14 protein-coding genes are annotated in these 14,304 nt (G+C 47.1%); all 14 read left to right on the top strand.

Annotated features, from left to right (window positions below; genetic code table 11):
• The first annotated feature begins 171 nt into the window (after positions 1-171).
• On the top strand, positions 172-609 hold the full coding sequence (locus DHU66_RS06035) for a radical SAM mobile pair system MarR family transcriptional regulator (RefSeq protein ID WP_108774989.1): 438 nt from the start codon (positions 172-174) through the stop codon (positions 607-609).
• Positions 606-1,295: a radical SAM mobile pair protein A gene (locus DHU66_RS06030; RefSeq protein WP_108774988.1), complete on the top strand. Its 690-nt coding sequence runs from the start codon at positions 606-608 to the stop codon at positions 1,293-1,295. Before DHU66_RS06035 ends, DHU66_RS06030 begins: the two co-directional genes overlap by 4 nt.
• On the top strand, positions 1,283-2,191 hold the full coding sequence (locus DHU66_RS06025) for a radical SAM mobile pair protein B (RefSeq protein ID WP_108774987.1): 909 nt from the start codon (positions 1,283-1,285) through the stop codon (positions 2,189-2,191). The genes DHU66_RS06030 and DHU66_RS06025 overlap by 13 nt, the downstream gene beginning before the upstream one ends.
• 682 nt (positions 2,192-2,873) lie before the next feature.
• Positions 2,874-4,061: a hypothetical protein gene (locus tag DHU66_RS06020; RefSeq protein WP_108774986.1), complete on the top strand. Its 1,188-nt coding sequence runs from the start codon at positions 2,874-2,876 to the stop codon at positions 4,059-4,061.
• A gap of 10 nt (positions 4,062-4,071) precedes the next feature.
• Positions 4,072-5,526, top strand: coding sequence for a hypothetical protein (locus tag DHU66_RS06015; protein ID WP_108774985.1), 1,455 nt, complete (start codon positions 4,072-4,074; stop codon positions 5,524-5,526).
• A gap of 354 nt (positions 5,527-5,880) precedes the next feature.
• Positions 5,881-6,735, top strand: a complete 855-nt coding sequence (locus DHU66_RS06010) for a MerR family transcriptional regulator (protein ID WP_167836291.1) — start codon at positions 5,881-5,883, stop codon at positions 6,733-6,735.
• 310 nt (positions 6,736-7,045) lie between these two features.
• Entirely contained in the window at positions 7,046-7,186 is a 141-nt protein-coding gene (locus DHU66_RS06005) for a Maff2 family mobile element protein (RefSeq protein WP_102343534.1), read from the top strand.
• A gap of 640 nt (positions 7,187-7,826) precedes the next feature.
• The gene (gene tet(W), locus DHU66_RS06000; RefSeq protein ID WP_108774983.1) at positions 7,827-9,746 is read left to right on the top strand and encodes a tetracycline resistance ribosomal protection protein Tet(W); all 1,920 of its coding nucleotides are present in this window, start codon (positions 7,827-7,829) and stop codon (positions 9,744-9,746) included.
• A 50-nt stretch (positions 9,747-9,796) separates the two neighbouring features.
• The gene (locus DHU66_RS05995; RefSeq protein WP_002586626.1) at positions 9,797-10,564 is read left to right on the top strand and encodes a class I SAM-dependent methyltransferase; all 768 of its coding nucleotides are present in this window, start codon (positions 9,797-9,799) and stop codon (positions 10,562-10,564) included.
• A 171-nt stretch (positions 10,565-10,735) separates the two neighbouring features.
• Positions 10,736-11,158, top strand: a complete 423-nt coding sequence (locus tag DHU66_RS05985) for a sigma-70 RNA polymerase sigma factor region 4 domain-containing protein (protein WP_002586616.1) — start codon at positions 10,736-10,738, stop codon at positions 11,156-11,158.
• Positions 11,151-11,363 carry a helix-turn-helix domain-containing protein gene (locus DHU66_RS05980; RefSeq protein ID WP_002586615.1) on the top strand — a complete coding sequence of 71 codons (213 nt, stop codon included), beginning with the start codon at positions 11,151-11,153 and terminating at the stop codon, positions 11,361-11,363. The genes DHU66_RS05985 and DHU66_RS05980 overlap by 8 nt, the downstream gene beginning before the upstream one ends.
• 497 nt (positions 11,364-11,860) lie before the next feature.
• Positions 11,861-12,259 (top strand): plasmid mobilization protein, encoded by a 399-nt coding sequence (locus DHU66_RS05970; protein WP_002596229.1) that lies wholly within the window; start codon positions 11,861-11,863, stop codon positions 12,257-12,259.
• Positions 12,231-13,856 carry a relaxase/mobilization nuclease domain-containing protein gene (locus DHU66_RS05965; RefSeq protein WP_002596230.1) on the top strand — a complete coding sequence of 542 codons (1,626 nt, stop codon included), beginning with the start codon at positions 12,231-12,233 and terminating at the stop codon, positions 13,854-13,856. Before DHU66_RS05970 ends, DHU66_RS05965 begins: the two co-directional genes overlap by 29 nt.
• The gene (locus tag DHU66_RS05960; RefSeq protein ID WP_002596231.1) at positions 13,846-14,232 is read left to right on the top strand and encodes a cysteine-rich VLP domain-containing protein; all 387 of its coding nucleotides are present in this window, start codon (positions 13,846-13,848) and stop codon (positions 14,230-14,232) included. The genes DHU66_RS05965 and DHU66_RS05960 overlap by 11 nt, the downstream gene beginning before the upstream one ends.
• Positions 14,233-14,304: the final 72 nt, after the last annotated feature.

Below are 14,304 nucleotides of genomic sequence, written 5' to 3'. Positions count from 1 at the left end.
ATCAGGATTGACTTATGTGAAAAGGGAGGCGGAGGAGAGTCTGCCGAGGAAGAAAACAGCGCGGTCGAACTGGCCATGAAATCGTAATTTACCTATTAAGACATATAAATTGTTGAAAATAAAGCTCCTATATAGTATGTTTTTAATAAACTACTATATAGGAGCTTTTGTATGGAAATGAATGGAGGATTTCTTGTCACCAAAATAAAGCGGCTTGGAGACCGGATTTTCGAGAAGATTCTTAGTGAAAAGAATATTGATGCGTTTAATGGAGCCCAGGGACGTATTCTTTATGTGCTGTGGCAGGAGGATGGTATCTCAATCAGGTCACTCTCGACTAAATGCGGATTAGCGATAACATCTCTTACTACGATGCTGGAAAGAATGGAAAATCAAGGGCTGATAAGCCGTGTTCAATCTGAAACGGACAAAAGAAAAACACTCCTGTTTCTAACTGAGAAAGCACATGCCTTAAAGGGCGAGTACGATTCTGTATCTGATGAGATGGGCAGTATTTACTACAAAGGTTTTTCTGAGGAAGAAATTACCCAGTTTGAGGAATACCTCGACCGCATCAGAAAGAATCTTGAGGAGTGGCAGAAGTCATGAGTATTTGTATCAAAGATCAGATTCAGAACATGAATATCGTCATTGGCTGCACAGTGGGGTGTACATATTGCTATGCCCGCAACAACGTGAAACGCTGGCATATGATTGATGACTTCTCTGATCCTGAGTTCTTTCCAGGCAAGCTCAAGATGATGGAAAAGAAACGTCCGCAGAATTTTCTTCTTACCGGCATGAGCGATCTCTCCGGATGGAAGCCGGAATGGAGAGACGAGGTATTTGCAAAGATCCGTGAAAATCCACAGCATCAGTTCCTGTTCCTTACCAAGCGACCTGATTTGCTGGATTTTGATACCGATCTGGAAAACGCATGGTTTGGCGTTACGGTGACGAGGAAAGCAGAACTGTGGCGTATCGACGCACTTCGTAAAAACGTCAGAGCAAAACATTACCATGTTTCCTTTGAGCCGTTATTCGACGATCCCGGCACAGTTGACCTTTCCAGAATCAATTGGATCGTTGTGGGCACCATGACCGGAGCTCAGAGCAGGAAGATTCATACGGAGCCGGAATGGGCATGGTCTCTGGCGGACCAGGCACATAAGCTCGGCATTCCGGTGTTTATGAAGGAAGACCTTGTCCCTATCATAGGGGATGAAAATATGATTCAGGAAATGCCGGAAGAATTTAATAAAGTGTTAGAGGTACAGAAATCATGGAAGAAGTAATAAATGGAATCCTCATTCGTGAGGTGGAAACAAAGAACATCATGACTAAGTCCAGTCTGCCGGTAGGCGGTTACTCGGTCAATCCCTATGTGGGCTGTACACATGCCTGCAAGTATTGCTATGCTTCTTTTATGAAGCGCTTTACCGGGCACAAGGAGGAATGGGGCACTTTCCTTGATGTGAAGCATTGGCCGGAAATTAAAAATCCGAAGAAATATGCCGGACAGCGGGTAGTCATCGGTTCTGTGACAGATGGCTACAATCCACAGGAGGAGCAATTCGGGAATACCAGAAAACTTCTGGAGCAGCTGATCGGCAGTGACGCAGATATTCTGATCTGCACAAAGTCGGATCTTGTGGTACGGGATATTGATCTGCTGAAGAAGCTTGGACGTGTAACCGTTTCATGGTCGATCAACACACTGGATGAAAATTTCAAGAATGATATGGACTCTGCTTCGAGCATTGAGCGCCGTATCTCTGCTATGAAGCAGGTATATGAAGCAGGTATCCGTACAGTCTGTTTCGTATCCCCGGTATTCCCCGGTATCACGGATTTTGAAGCAATCTTTGAGCGGGTAAAGGATCAGTGTGATCTGTTCTGGCTCGAAAACCTCAATCTTCGGGGCGGCTTCAAGAAGACGATTATGGATTATATCGCTGGAAAATATCCTGACCTTGTACCGCTTTACGATGAGATCTATAACAAGCATAAACGCAGCTACTTTGAAGCACTTGAAGTAAAAGCTGAGAAAATGGCTAAGAAGTATGATTGTGCCTTTGTGGATAATGAAATGCCTTATGGCAGAGTCCCGCAGGGGCATCCGGTGATCGTAGATTATTTCTATCATGAGGAAATCCGTGGGACAGAGAATACCGGAAAAAGAAATCGCTAACTTCCAGTTCAATGTGTTTTGCAATGTCGCTGATATCATTGAAGGTAATGGAGCAACATCATATTTTCGATCAATTTCCGAACAGCATGGTTCTACCTTGACCAATTCCTAGACAGCATGAAGCAGTATGATTATTTTTTCTACTGTCTCGGGGCACGTTGAGACGGTAGTACTGCTCACTAAGAAAGCATAGAAAGACGGTTAGAAACCGCATAAATACGGCGCTTTTGCAACCTTTGCCTTGTTCCTTAATGGAGTATGGTGAAGGCTGTTTTTTGTTTGACGGAGATACAATTCAGTCCTTGAGACTGGTAAACTGCTATTTTGGTATTTTTGGGTGGTCGCGAGACTGCTAAACTACTCAGATTTTAAGGTTGAGACTGCCAAACTGCTGAAAGAGGACAAAAGTAGTTCAGGCTATTAAACAGACTATCTGCAATCCTGAAATGGAATATAATATTGCTATTGAAAGCCGGTGTCACAACGTCAATAAAAATGTAAGAAGAATCGTCCTTTGTGGCGATCTTTTACTATACGGGAAAGCTATGATTTGCAGTATAATTAAGGCACAGAGCAAATCATCGCTTCGTTTAATAATTAAGGGTTAGGCGCAGAGGATGTTCTCTGCGCCGGTTTTGCATTTACAATATCAAACTGATCGACTATAAGGGGATGATACATAATGGATACTATTTTAGGAGCAATGGGCTTGGCTCTTTTTGCAGCCATAATAGGTGGAATAGCTTGTCTGCAATACAAGACTAATTTTTATTGGAAAATGGTGGGCAGAACTAAATGGCGTGAATTGCAACCACAGTTACAAAATATACGGGAAATTCATGATCGGACAGCAGGCACCGGTAAGAAGATTAACTGGATTGAGAAGAATGTTACAAAATCAGTGAAAAAGAGCTTTGATGCAAGTAAGCATGCGTATGTTGAGTATATTGACTTTTGCAATAGTAAGCACTTAGAGCTTCCAGAAAATCAGTATGAACTGGAAGAACTGATTGATACAACCGAAGATGCGTTGCTTAATCCAGGTGAGGCACTTGATAAGGAATTGGAGCGTACTGGCAAGCGGTATGATGAAGCCTATAAGTTGGTAAGTGAGGCTGGTGAAGGCTTATTGGCTCAAAGACAGGAAGCTGTACGTGTAATAGAGAAGATAGAAGGGTTAGTGAACAGCATTGCTAGACATCCGAAATCATTTGAAACAGAGATTCAAGAGATTAATATTCATAAGGAGCAGTTTAAGGACACTATAGAATATGGAATGGAGCAGAGAAAAGCATTAGAAACATCTGCTAAGAGTGCTGGGGCAGGCGTAGCAGCAGGTGCTGCGGTTGCAAGTATGGCTCCTACAGCTGCGATGTGGATTGCAACAACTTTTGGGACTGCTTCTACAGGAACGGCTATATCAGCACTTAGTGGTGCCGCGGCTACAAATGCTGCTCTAGCTTGGCTGGGCGGTGGTGCTCTTGCTGCTAGCGGTGGAGGTATGGCGGCCGGCCACGCATTGTTGGCTTTGGCGGGTCCAATAGGCTGGGGAGTTGCAGGAACTTCTTTGGCCGCTAGTGTATGGTTTGCATGGAGAAAGAAACATAAGATTCAAGAAAGCAAGAAGGATGAAATTGCAAGGTTGAAAAACTGTGTGGAGGCCCTTAAAGAGATAAAAGGAAAAATCGAGGCAATTTCGATTCAAACTTCAAGCCTTTATGATAACCTTAGTAACTTGCTTTCATCGTGTTCCAATCTTAGAGGAAATGATTATACGACATTTACAGATGGTCAAAAACAGGCCTTAGGTTCTATGGTGAATAATACGAAAGCTTTATCGGCATTGTTAAATGAGACGGTAACTGAATAAGGAATGAAGAATGAATTTTGGTAGAGTAGCGAAAAGTAATCAAGAACAGGCTGTTGCGTCATGGGTTAATTATCTGAATCAGGTTCGATTGGATCGATTGATGGAAGCTCTGCAACAGCAAAATCAAAACTGGGATCAAGCGGTTGAAACCGTAAATAATACACTTTCTACAATAAACAAGGAAATTATTGAACGTAACCGAGGCGGAATAAAGGGGATGCACGGTTTCATTGCCGAAGTTGCTGAATGTGGTGTAGGAAACGCCAGAGAACAAGTGCAAGGCCGGCTGCCAATATATGAATGGATTAATGATAACGGCCCAGCAGATTTGTTGCGTGATGGAGTGCAAATACAACAGAAGTTCGTAGCATCGGGTAATCATTTGTCATTGCAGGCGATCACTCAACATTTTGAAAAATATCCTGATTTTCTGAACCAAGGCGGAAAATATCAAATACCTGAAGATCACTATGAACAGATCAAGCGGCTTTTGTCGATCCCAAAAGAGCAAGCTAACAAAATTCCTACGAGTACAGGTGAGTTCTCACTGAAACAATGGAAGGAAGTACATGACTTTTTTGATAAAGGACCAATTAAGCTTCAAGATATAGAACCATCAAAACTGAAATATGATCAGGTTCAGATGAATAGGATTAACGATACTATTCAGAGCGAGAAGAAATCATTAAAAGAGACTGACAAAAAAATAAGAGATGATGCTTATTATGCAAGTAAGCCATCATGGGAACAGGGTGCTAAGGTTGCGGCATTATCAGCTGCAATAGAAGGTGGAACCGCTTTTGTAACGGCTGTCGCAAAAAAACGTAAGGCCGGAAAGAGATTAGGAGAGTTTGATTCAAAAGATTGGGAAGAAGTATTCAAAGAATCTGGAATAGGGATTGCCAAGGGTGGCGTAAGGGGCATTAGCATTTATGCTCTTACCAATTACACTGCAACACCCGCTGCAGTTGCGAGTGCTTTATGCACAGCATCCTTCGGAATAGCAGAACAGGCTCATTTGCTTAGAAATGGAAAAATCACGCAAGAGCAGTTCATTATGAACTCTGAAATATTATGTCTAGATACATCGGTTAGTGCATTGTCATCCTTTATAGGACAAGCATTAATTCCAGTACCGGTACTGGGAGCGGTAATTGGTAATACTGTAGGAACACTTATGTATCAGATTGCAAAGGACAATCTTACAAAGAAAGAACAACAGCTCATCAATGGGTATTTGAAATATCTTTATGAATTGGAAATTGCACTTGATAATAAATACAAGAAGTATATCAATGAGCTAAATAAAGGCTTGACCATATATTATGAAATGCTTGAAAAAGCTTTTTCACCTAATTATGCTGAGGCACTTGAGGGCTCAGTGGCATTGGCGATGAGTTTTGGTGTTCCTAGCGAAGAATTATTGAAGTCAATTTCCGAAGTTGATGATTATTTCCTAGGATAAATATTTGATGTCACGTGGACATGTTTCCACAAACCCATAAGACCCTGGACATGTTTCCACAAACCGATGAGGTAAAAAAGAGAGCAGTTCAGACGTCTCAACGCACGTGGAGACAGTGGCTCTGCTAACAAGAACAAATTGACAGAGGGCTGGAAAAGCCTGTGTTTAAGCCATTTCTGCGGCATCCGTCTTCCTGAGAAGAGAGTCGGGTGCCGCTACTTTAGCAAACATCAATTACAAGAAGGATAGGAAGTTGATCTTACCAGTGCAGTTTTGAAGCAATACGCTGCTTTCAAAAAACCTCTTGACTGCTCCCTCAGGGGGTGGCTTATGGTTTAGCTGGAGGTGATGCTTATGTATATCAATGAAGCCGCAAAATTATCTGGAACAACGAAAAAAGCGATTGAATACTATTGTCAGAAAGGATTGCTTGATCCTGCAATATCAGAGAATGGGTACAAATCCTTCTCTGCGGAAGATGTTGAAAAACTGAAAAAGATTTCGCTTCTGCGAAGTCTTGGCGTATCTGTTGCTAATATCGCGGAACTGGTTAATAAAGGTGACAGTTTGGCTTTTTGGAAAATCATTGATACGCAGCGGCGTGACCTGCAGAGAAGAAAAGAACAGAACGATCTTCTGAAAGAGCTGGCGTCATCTTTGGACTGGAATGCTGTGAAGCTTAAAGCAGCCGCGGCGGAATGCCGGGAATCTGTAATAGACCGCTTGATGATCGCCTTTCCGGGGTTCTGGGGAAATTATTTATCGCTCCATTTCCGCGAATTTTTAATGAATCCGATCGAAACCGAAGAACAGGAGAATGCCTATCATGAAATCTGTGATTATCTTGATAGCATACACATGGAAATCCCCGATGAATTAGAAGACTATCTGGATTCCCTGAATACTCTGGACAGTCAGGAAATCTTCTTGAATACAAGGGATGCTCTATCAGATGTCATAGATGATCCAGAAAACTGGCTGGTAAATCATAAAGAAATCATCGAGCGGTATCTTAAGTTTCAGAATACTGAAGAATACCGAAATTCAGATGGAGCTAAGCTTAAGGAAGTGTTAAAGAGGTTCAATCGAGAGCAGGGATATGACAGCGTTTTCATTCCTGCAATGAGAAAACTTAGTCCTGCTTATGATGAATATGTTTTAAAGCTGCAGAAAGCGGATCAAGCCTTTTCACAACGTTATCAGCAATAAACAGGTTTATCATGCCGTATACAAATGGATACCTGCTTTAGCCGGAGACACTCATTGCAGAGCTCTCCGGTTTCTTATTCCCCGGAAATATCGGGCTCATATCGATACCGCATCATCAGATGCGGAATACATGGCGGTCAGACGTCACCTGTGAAGGCATCTGGCTGCTTGTTTTGTTTTCAGGATCTGGTTGATCAGGAATGGTGCAGACGCACGAGAGGATAGAAGTCCTTTGCATCACCAGAGACAGAAAACAGAGAATCACATCCATATGCATTGCCAAAAAAGGCACAGATCAAAGGAGGAACTTATGGAATTTTTCAACTCAGCAGTAGGCGTACTTCAGACACTCGTGATTGCTCTTGGTGCAGGTCTTGGTATCTGGGGTGTCATCAATCTCATGGAAGGATACGGAAATGATAACCCCGGCGCAAATGCTCATGTACGGTAAGGAAGCAAGCAACCGAAAACAAGAGATAGACCGCCAGCACTACACTATTCCGAACCAAAGACCAAAAGATAAGCATTTTGAGAAAATCTAAACTTTTGGATTTTCCTACAATGCCAACTACGGCGGAATCCCTCCCACTCCTTATATCTTTCTGTATACATTGAATTTGTATTTAGTAAAATGCAGACAACACCACGGATCGGCTTTTGGTTGGACAATTCCAACCAAACACCACAGCAGACAGCAGAAAACATTCTGAACGCTAGGAAGCCGGTATGATTGTTACATATAAGGGGAAGAAAAATTTCTTTTAGGTACTTGCTTTCCTAAAACTGATGTGATACAATGATTTAATCCAGAAAAGGAGTAAAAAATATGCGGCAAGGTATTCTTAAATAAAACTATAATCAAATAGTGGGAACAAAGGATTATGATAGCTCCTTTTGTAGGGGCTTAGTTTTTTGTACCAAATTTAAGAATACTTTTGCCTTATCAATTTTGACATATCCCCAAAAACAGCAATCACAAACAGGTGTATGCTGTATATGTGTATGTCCGCAACTTATAATCCCCAGTGGTAAAAGTATTTTACTGCTGGGGATTTTTATGCCCTTTGGGGCTGTAAAGGGAGGACAATCACATGAAAATAATCAATATTGGAATTCTTGCCCATGTAGACGCTGGAAAGACGACCTTGACGGAGAGCCTGCTATATGCCAGCGGAGCCATTTCAGAACCGGGGAGCGTCGAAAAAGGGACAACGAGGACGGACACCATGTTTTTGGAGCGGCAGCGTGGGATTACCATTCAAGCGGCAGTCACTTCCTTCCAGTGGCACAGATGTAAAGTTAACATTGTGGATACGCCCGGCCACATGGATTTTTTGGCGGAGGTGTACCGCTCTTTGGCTGTTTTAGATGGGGCCATCTTGGTGATCTCCGCTAAAGATGGCGTGCAGGCCCAGACCCGTATTCTGTTCCATGCCCTGCGGAAAATGAACATTCCCACCGTTATCTTTATCAACAAGATCGACCAGGCTGGCGTTGATTTGCAGAGCGTGGTTCAGTCTGTTCGGGATAAGCTCTCCGCCGATATTATCATCAAGCAGACGGTGTCGCTGTCCCCGGAAATAGTCCTGGAGGAAAATACCGACATAGAAGCATGGGATGCGGTCATCGAAAATAACGATAAATTATTGGAAAAGTATATCGCAGGAGAACCAATCAGCCGGGAAAAACTTGTGCGGGAGGAACAGCGGCGGGTTCAAGACGCCTCCCTGTTCCCGGTCTATTATGGCAGCGCCAAAAAGGGCCTTGGCATTCAACCGTTGATGGATGCGGTGACAGGGCTGTTCCAACCGATTGGGGAACAGGGGAGCGCCGCCCTATGCGGCAGCGTTTTCAAGGTGGAGTATACAGATTGCGGCCAGCGGCGTGTCTATCTACGGCTATACAGCGGAACGCTGCGCCTGCGGGATACGGTGGCCCTGGCCGGGAGAGAAAAGCTGAAAATCACAGAGATGCGTATTCCATCCAAAGGGGAAATTGTTCGGACAGACACCGCTTATCCGGGTGAAATTGTTATCCTTCCCAGCAACAGCGTGAGGTTAAACGATGTATTAGGGGACCCAACCCGGCTCCCTCGTAAAAGGTGGCGTGAGGACCCCCTCCCCATGCTGCGGACGTCGATTGCGCCGAAAACGGCAGCGCAAAGAGAACGGCTGCTGGACGCTCTTACGCAACTTGCGGATACTGACCCGCTTTTGCGCTGCGAGGTGGATTCCATCACCCATGAGATCATTCTTTCTTTTTTGGGCCGGGTGCAGTTGGAGGTTGTTTCCGCTTTGCTGTCGGAAAAATACAAGCTTGAAACAGTGGTAAAGGAACCCACCGTCATTTATATGGAGCGGCCGCTCAAAGCAGCCAGCCACACCATCCATATCGAGGTGCCGCCCAACCCGTTTTGGGCATCCATCGGACTGTCTGTTACACCACTCCCGCTTGGCTCCGGTGTACAATACGAGAGCCGGGTTTCGCTGGGATACTTGAACCAGAGTTTTCAAAACGCTGTCAGGGATGGTATCCGTTACGGGCTGGAGCAGGGCTTGTTCGGCTGGAACGTAACGGACTGTAAGATTTGCTTTGAATACGGGCTTTATTACAGTCCGGTCAGCACGCCGGCGGACTTCCGCTCATTGGCCCCGATTGTATTGGAACAGGCATTGAAGGAATCAGGGACGCAACTGCTGGAACCTTATCTCTCCTTCACCCTCTATGCGCCCCAGGAATACCTTTCCAGGGCTTATCATGATGCACCGAAATACTGTGCCACCATCGAAACGGCCCAGGTAAAAAAGGATGAAGTTGTCTTTACTGGCGAGATTCCCGCCCGCTGTATACAGGCATACCGTACTGATCTGGCCTCTTACACCAACGGGCAGAGCGTATGCCTTACAGAACTGAAAGGGTATCAGGCCGCTGTCGGCAAGCCAGTCATCCAGCCCCGCCGTCCAAACAGCCGCCTGGACAAGGTGCGCCATATGTTTCAGAAGGTAATGTAAAGATACATAATCGTCAAGACGGCAACAATCAGAAGTTATGGAGGGTAACAATGGAATATAGTAAGGAAGATTTAATGGAAGCAAAAAAGCAAATTTGGGGAGTGGGAGAGAACATGGGAACAGAGGAAAGTAAAAAAATCTGGGAGGAGAACGCACAATTTTGGGATAATGCAATGGGTGACGAATCTAATGAATTTCACAGAGAGGTAGTGCGTCCCAAAGTAACGGAACTTCTATCTCCTAATCCTGCGGATTACATTTTGGATATTGCGTGTGGCAATGGAAATTATTCTTCGTATCTTGCACAAAGAGGCGCTTCGGTTGTCGCTTTTGATTACAGCAAAAAAATGATAGAATTGGCTAAAAGACGGCAATCACAATATGCAAAACAAATTGAATTTTGTGTGGCGGATGCGACCGATAGAAAAAGTATATTAGAATTAAAAAGAAATCGAGCCTTTACGAAAGCAGTTTCTAATATGGCAATTATGGATATTACGGATATTGAACCACTTCTTATGGCTGTTTATGAACTGTTGCAGGAAAGCGGAATTTTTGTCTTTGCAACGCAACACCCTTGTTTTGTCACGTTGACTGAAAAATATATGACACCGCACAGTTACTATGATATAGCGATTGAAGGGCAACCGAAAGAGCAGATTTATTATCATCGTTCCATACAAGATATTTTTAACCTTTGTTTTAGAGCTGGATTTGTCATTGATGGATTTTATGAAGAATGTTTTAAAACCAACAAAGAAATTCCTATGGTAATGATAGTAAGGCTTAAGAAGGTAAAACGTGATAGCTTAAAATAAATTCAAGTTTGTCGGGTAAATAGCAAACCCAGCCGAGCCAGTCAACGGTCAAGATGAACGGCGCATATGCGCAGCCGTTGACAGCCCCGCCCGCCTTTGCTGGTAGGCAATCAAGGGGCGACAGCAAGAAGTGCCACCGCCCCGCACTATTATTCAGAAAGGGGAATTTCCATGACCGACCAGATAGCCTATCAAGAATATATCCAGCGCAGGTACAACGCCTTTTGCAAGACTGTTATCCGCTGTGCCGCCTTGGACAAGATTTTGAAGCTTAAACGGCAATGGGAACGGCAAGTTTCCCTTGACTATCTGATGAACGAGAAGTTTGTCCAGTTTGCCGCGTCGGAGCCGGACGAGGAATACCCATTTACCGTCTGCGGTCAGACCGTCCTGCTCTGCAACGCCGCCCTTGCCGACGCGATCTCTGTTTTGCCGGAGCAGACGCGGGAAGAAATCCTGCGCTATTACTTTCTGCGCCAGCCGCAGCGCGTGATCGGCGCGTGTATTGGCCGGTCACGCAGCACAGCGGGGCGGCATATCCAGCTTGCCTTGCAGCGGCTACGCGAAGAAATGGGGGTGAGCCGGTATGAGTAGACTTCTCCCCTATGAAACAATCCTCAAAGCCCGTGAGGGCGACCCAGAAGCCGTGAACGCTGTCCTGCTCCACTACGCCGGATATATCCGCTATTTCTCAAAAGTGAACGGGCAGGTCAACGCCGAGGTGGAGGACTATGTAAAGCAGCGGTTAATTGACTGTCAATTCAAGTTCCGGCTTGACGAACCACCGGACAAGTCATAAAAACTGAATACCAGCCGCCACCGACGCGGCCAGCGAAAGCAGTAAGTCTTGAAAAAGATTTACTGCTTTTTTTGTTGTCCGGCTCCGCTCCCGGCCATTTTGCCCCCTGCCGGTTGTAGTAGTAAGCGAGGAGGGAATTTTTCTGCCCTGGTGTTTGGCATTTGGAGCATTTACCCGTAGTAGAGGGCAAAGAGAAAGGATTTCTCCAACACCGGGTAGAAACCACTGCGTCCGGTGTCATTTTAGCGAAAGCGGGCAGGAATGCCCTTTACAGGATTAGTAGTAGCAGAAAAAGAGAAACAAACTTTTGTGGTTGCAGTTTTCCAAAAAAGTGGCGGACGGAAGTGAGAGAAAGTTTGCAGTCACGGAGAGCAAGTTTCTACCACGGTGCCAAAATCCGCAATTCTGCAGTTTTGCCCCTCGCGGGAAACTTGTTGGGGAGTGCCTTCCCCAAACCCTGCTCATGCGCCCTTACGGGCGAGAAAGGAGGTCACACCATGCGAAAGAAATACAACACGCCCCACCGCAGCCGCGTTGTGAAAACCCGGCTGTCCGAAGATGAGTATGCCGACTTCACAGCGCGGCTTGCGCCCTATGGTATCAGCCAGTCCGAATTTCTCCGGCAGGCGATACGGCGGGCGACCATACGCCCGGTTGTCCATGTGTCGTCGGTCAATGACGAGTTGCTTTCCGCTGTCGGGAAGCTGACAGCCGAGTACGGCAGGATCGGCGGCAACCTCAATCAGATTGCCCGGTATCTGAACGAATACGGCGTACCCTACAACACCCTTTCCGGCGAGGTACGCGCCGCCATATCCGACCTTGCCGTCCTCAAGTATGAAGTCCTCAAGAAAGTAGGTGACGCGGTTGGCAACACTCAAGCATATCAACTCTAAAAACGCCGACTACGGAGCCGCCGAGCAATATCTTCTCTTTGAGCATGACGAGTTTACCATGAAGCCCGTCCTTGATGAAACCGGCAGGCTTATCCCCCGCGAGGACTACCGGCTGTCCACGCTGAACTGCGACGGGGAGGATTTTGCCGTTGCGTGTATGCGGGCCAATCTCCGCTATCAGAAAAACCAGCGGCGGGAAGATGTGAAAAGCCACCACTACATCATCAGCTTTGACCCGCGGGACGGGCCGGACAACGGCCTGACCGTAGACCGGGCGCAGGCGTTGGGGGAACAATTCTGTAAAGAGCATTTTCCCGGCCACCAGGCCCTTGTCTGCACCCACCCGGACGGGCATAACCACAGCGGCAACATTCATGTGCATATCGTCATAAACAGCCTGCGGATTGAGGAAGTGCCGTTCCTGCCCTACATGGACAGGCCGGCCGATACGAAAGTCGGCTGCAAGCACCGATGTACCGACGCTGCCCTGCGCTACTTCAAATCCGAAGTCATGGAGATGTGCCACCGGGAGGGGCTTTATCAAATCGACCTCTTGAACGGCAGCAAGAACCGCGTCACCGACCGGGAGTATTGGGCGCAGAAAAAGGGACAGGCCGCGCTGGACAAGCAGAACGCCCCCATGATTGCCGATAGTATCACGCCCCGGCAGACCAAGTTTGAAACGAACAAGGAGAAGCTGCGGCAGACCCTACGGAAAGCCCTTGCCACCGCCGCCAGCTTTGACGAGTTTTCCTCTCTGTTGCTGCAGGAGGGTGTGACCGTCAAGGAGAGCCGGGGGCGGCTTTCCTACCTCACGCCGGACAGGACAAAGCCAATTACCGCCCGGAAGCTGGGCGACGATTTTGACCGCGCCGCTGTCTTTGCCGTTTTAGAGCAAAACGCCGCCAGAGCAGCCGAAGCGCCAGCCAGATCCCCCGATCCCCCACGCACCATAAAAGACCGCTTGCAGGTTGCCAGAGCCGAGATAGCCGCCCCGAAACAGGACGGAGTGCAGCGGCTTGTGGACATTGAGCAGAAAATGGCCGAGGGCAAAGGCCGGGGCTATGAACGCTGGGCGAAGATACACAATCTGAAGCAGGCCGCCAAAACGCTGTCCGTCTACCAGCAATACGGCTTTACTTCCCCGGAGCAGTTAGAAGCCGCCGTTGACACCGCCTATCAGAAAATGCGCCAGACCAGCGGCGAACTGAAAGCACTGGAAACGAAGCTGCAAGGGAAAAAGAAGTTGCAGCGGCAGGTGTTGGCCTACGCCCAGACCAAGGCCGCCCGCGACGGGCTGCGGGCACAGAAATCCGAGAAAGCCCGCGCCGCATACCGGCAGGCCCATGAGAGCGATTTTATCATAGCCGACGCAGCAGCCCGGTATTTCAAGGCGCATGGCATTACCAAGCTGCCCGCCCGGAAAGCGTTGCAGGCCGAGATCGAGCAGCTTATCTCCGAGAAAGACGGCCTGTATAACACCTATCACGAACAGAAACAGCGGTTCAAGGAGTTGCAGACCGTCAAGCGGAACATCGACCAGATTTTGCGCCGGGACGAGCCGCACCGCAGAAAGGAGCAGAGCCATGAGCGATAACCTGCCCCACATGGACTACCGCCAGCACCGGCGGGCGCGGCGGCTGGTACATGAGTGCTGTAACTACGATGAGGGGAACTGCCTGCTATTGGACGACGGGGAGCCTTGCGTGTGCGTCCAGAGCATTTCCTTTTCCCTCATGTGCCACTGGTTCCGTGTGGCTGTCCTGCCCCTTGACGGGGAGCTGGCCGCAGCCCTCTTGTGCCGGGGAAGCCGGAAACGGTGTGCCGTCTGCGGGGCGGCCTTTGTCCCCAAATCCAACCGGGGAAAATACTGCCCCGACTGCGCCGGGCGCATGAAGAAAATCAAAGCCGCCGAGAGAAAGCGGAAACAAAGGCAGAGATGTCACGCTTTAGAGCCTTTCAAACCCGCATAAATCAAGGCTTTTTTCGTGGGTGTCAAAGGGTACGCGATACATTTATCCTTTTCCCCCGGAAACGGCGTTTTA

The sequence above is a fragment of the Lactimicrobium massiliense genome (assembly GCF_900343155.1).
Lineage (GTDB): Bacteria > Bacillota_I > Bacilli_A > Erysipelotrichales > Erysipelotrichaceae > Bulleidia > Bulleidia massiliensis.
This window is presented reverse-complemented; position numbering and strand designations above follow the sequence as displayed.

Excerpts from the sequence above, each read along its gene's own strand:
- DHU66_RS06025 (WP_108774987.1), top strand. The coding sequence starts at position 1,283 with ATGGAAGAAGTAATAAATGGAATCCTCATTCGTGAGGTGGAAACAAAG.
- DHU66_RS05970 (WP_002596229.1), top strand. The coding sequence starts at position 11,861 with ATGCGAAAGAAATACAACACGCCCCACCGCAGCCGCGTTGTGAAAACC.
- DHU66_RS05995 (WP_002586626.1), top strand. The coding sequence starts at position 9,797 with ATGGAATATAGTAAGGAAGATTTAATGGAAGCAAAAAAGCAAATTTGG.
- DHU66_RS06010 (WP_167836291.1), top strand. The coding sequence starts at position 5,881 with ATGTATATCAATGAAGCCGCAAAATTATCTGGAACAACGAAAAAAGCG.
- DHU66_RS05980 (WP_002586615.1), top strand. The coding sequence starts at position 11,151 with ATGAGTAGACTTCTCCCCTATGAAACAATCCTCAAAGCCCGTGAGGGC.
- DHU66_RS06030 (WP_108774988.1), top strand. The coding sequence starts at position 606 with ATGAGTATTTGTATCAAAGATCAGATTCAGAACATGAATATCGTCATT.
- DHU66_RS05985 (WP_002586616.1), top strand. The coding sequence starts at position 10,736 with ATGACCGACCAGATAGCCTATCAAGAATATATCCAGCGCAGGTACAAC.
- DHU66_RS06035 (WP_108774989.1), top strand. The coding sequence starts at position 172 with ATGGAAATGAATGGAGGATTTCTTGTCACCAAAATAAAGCGGCTTGGA.
- DHU66_RS05960 (WP_002596231.1), top strand. The coding sequence starts at position 13,846 with ATGAGCGATAACCTGCCCCACATGGACTACCGCCAGCACCGGCGGGCG.
- DHU66_RS06005 (WP_102343534.1), top strand. The coding sequence starts at position 7,046 with ATGGAATTTTTCAACTCAGCAGTAGGCGTACTTCAGACACTCGTGATT.
- DHU66_RS06020 (WP_108774986.1), top strand. The coding sequence starts at position 2,874 with ATGGATACTATTTTAGGAGCAATGGGCTTGGCTCTTTTTGCAGCCATA.
- DHU66_RS06015 (WP_108774985.1), top strand. The coding sequence starts at position 4,072 with ATGAATTTTGGTAGAGTAGCGAAAAGTAATCAAGAACAGGCTGTTGCG.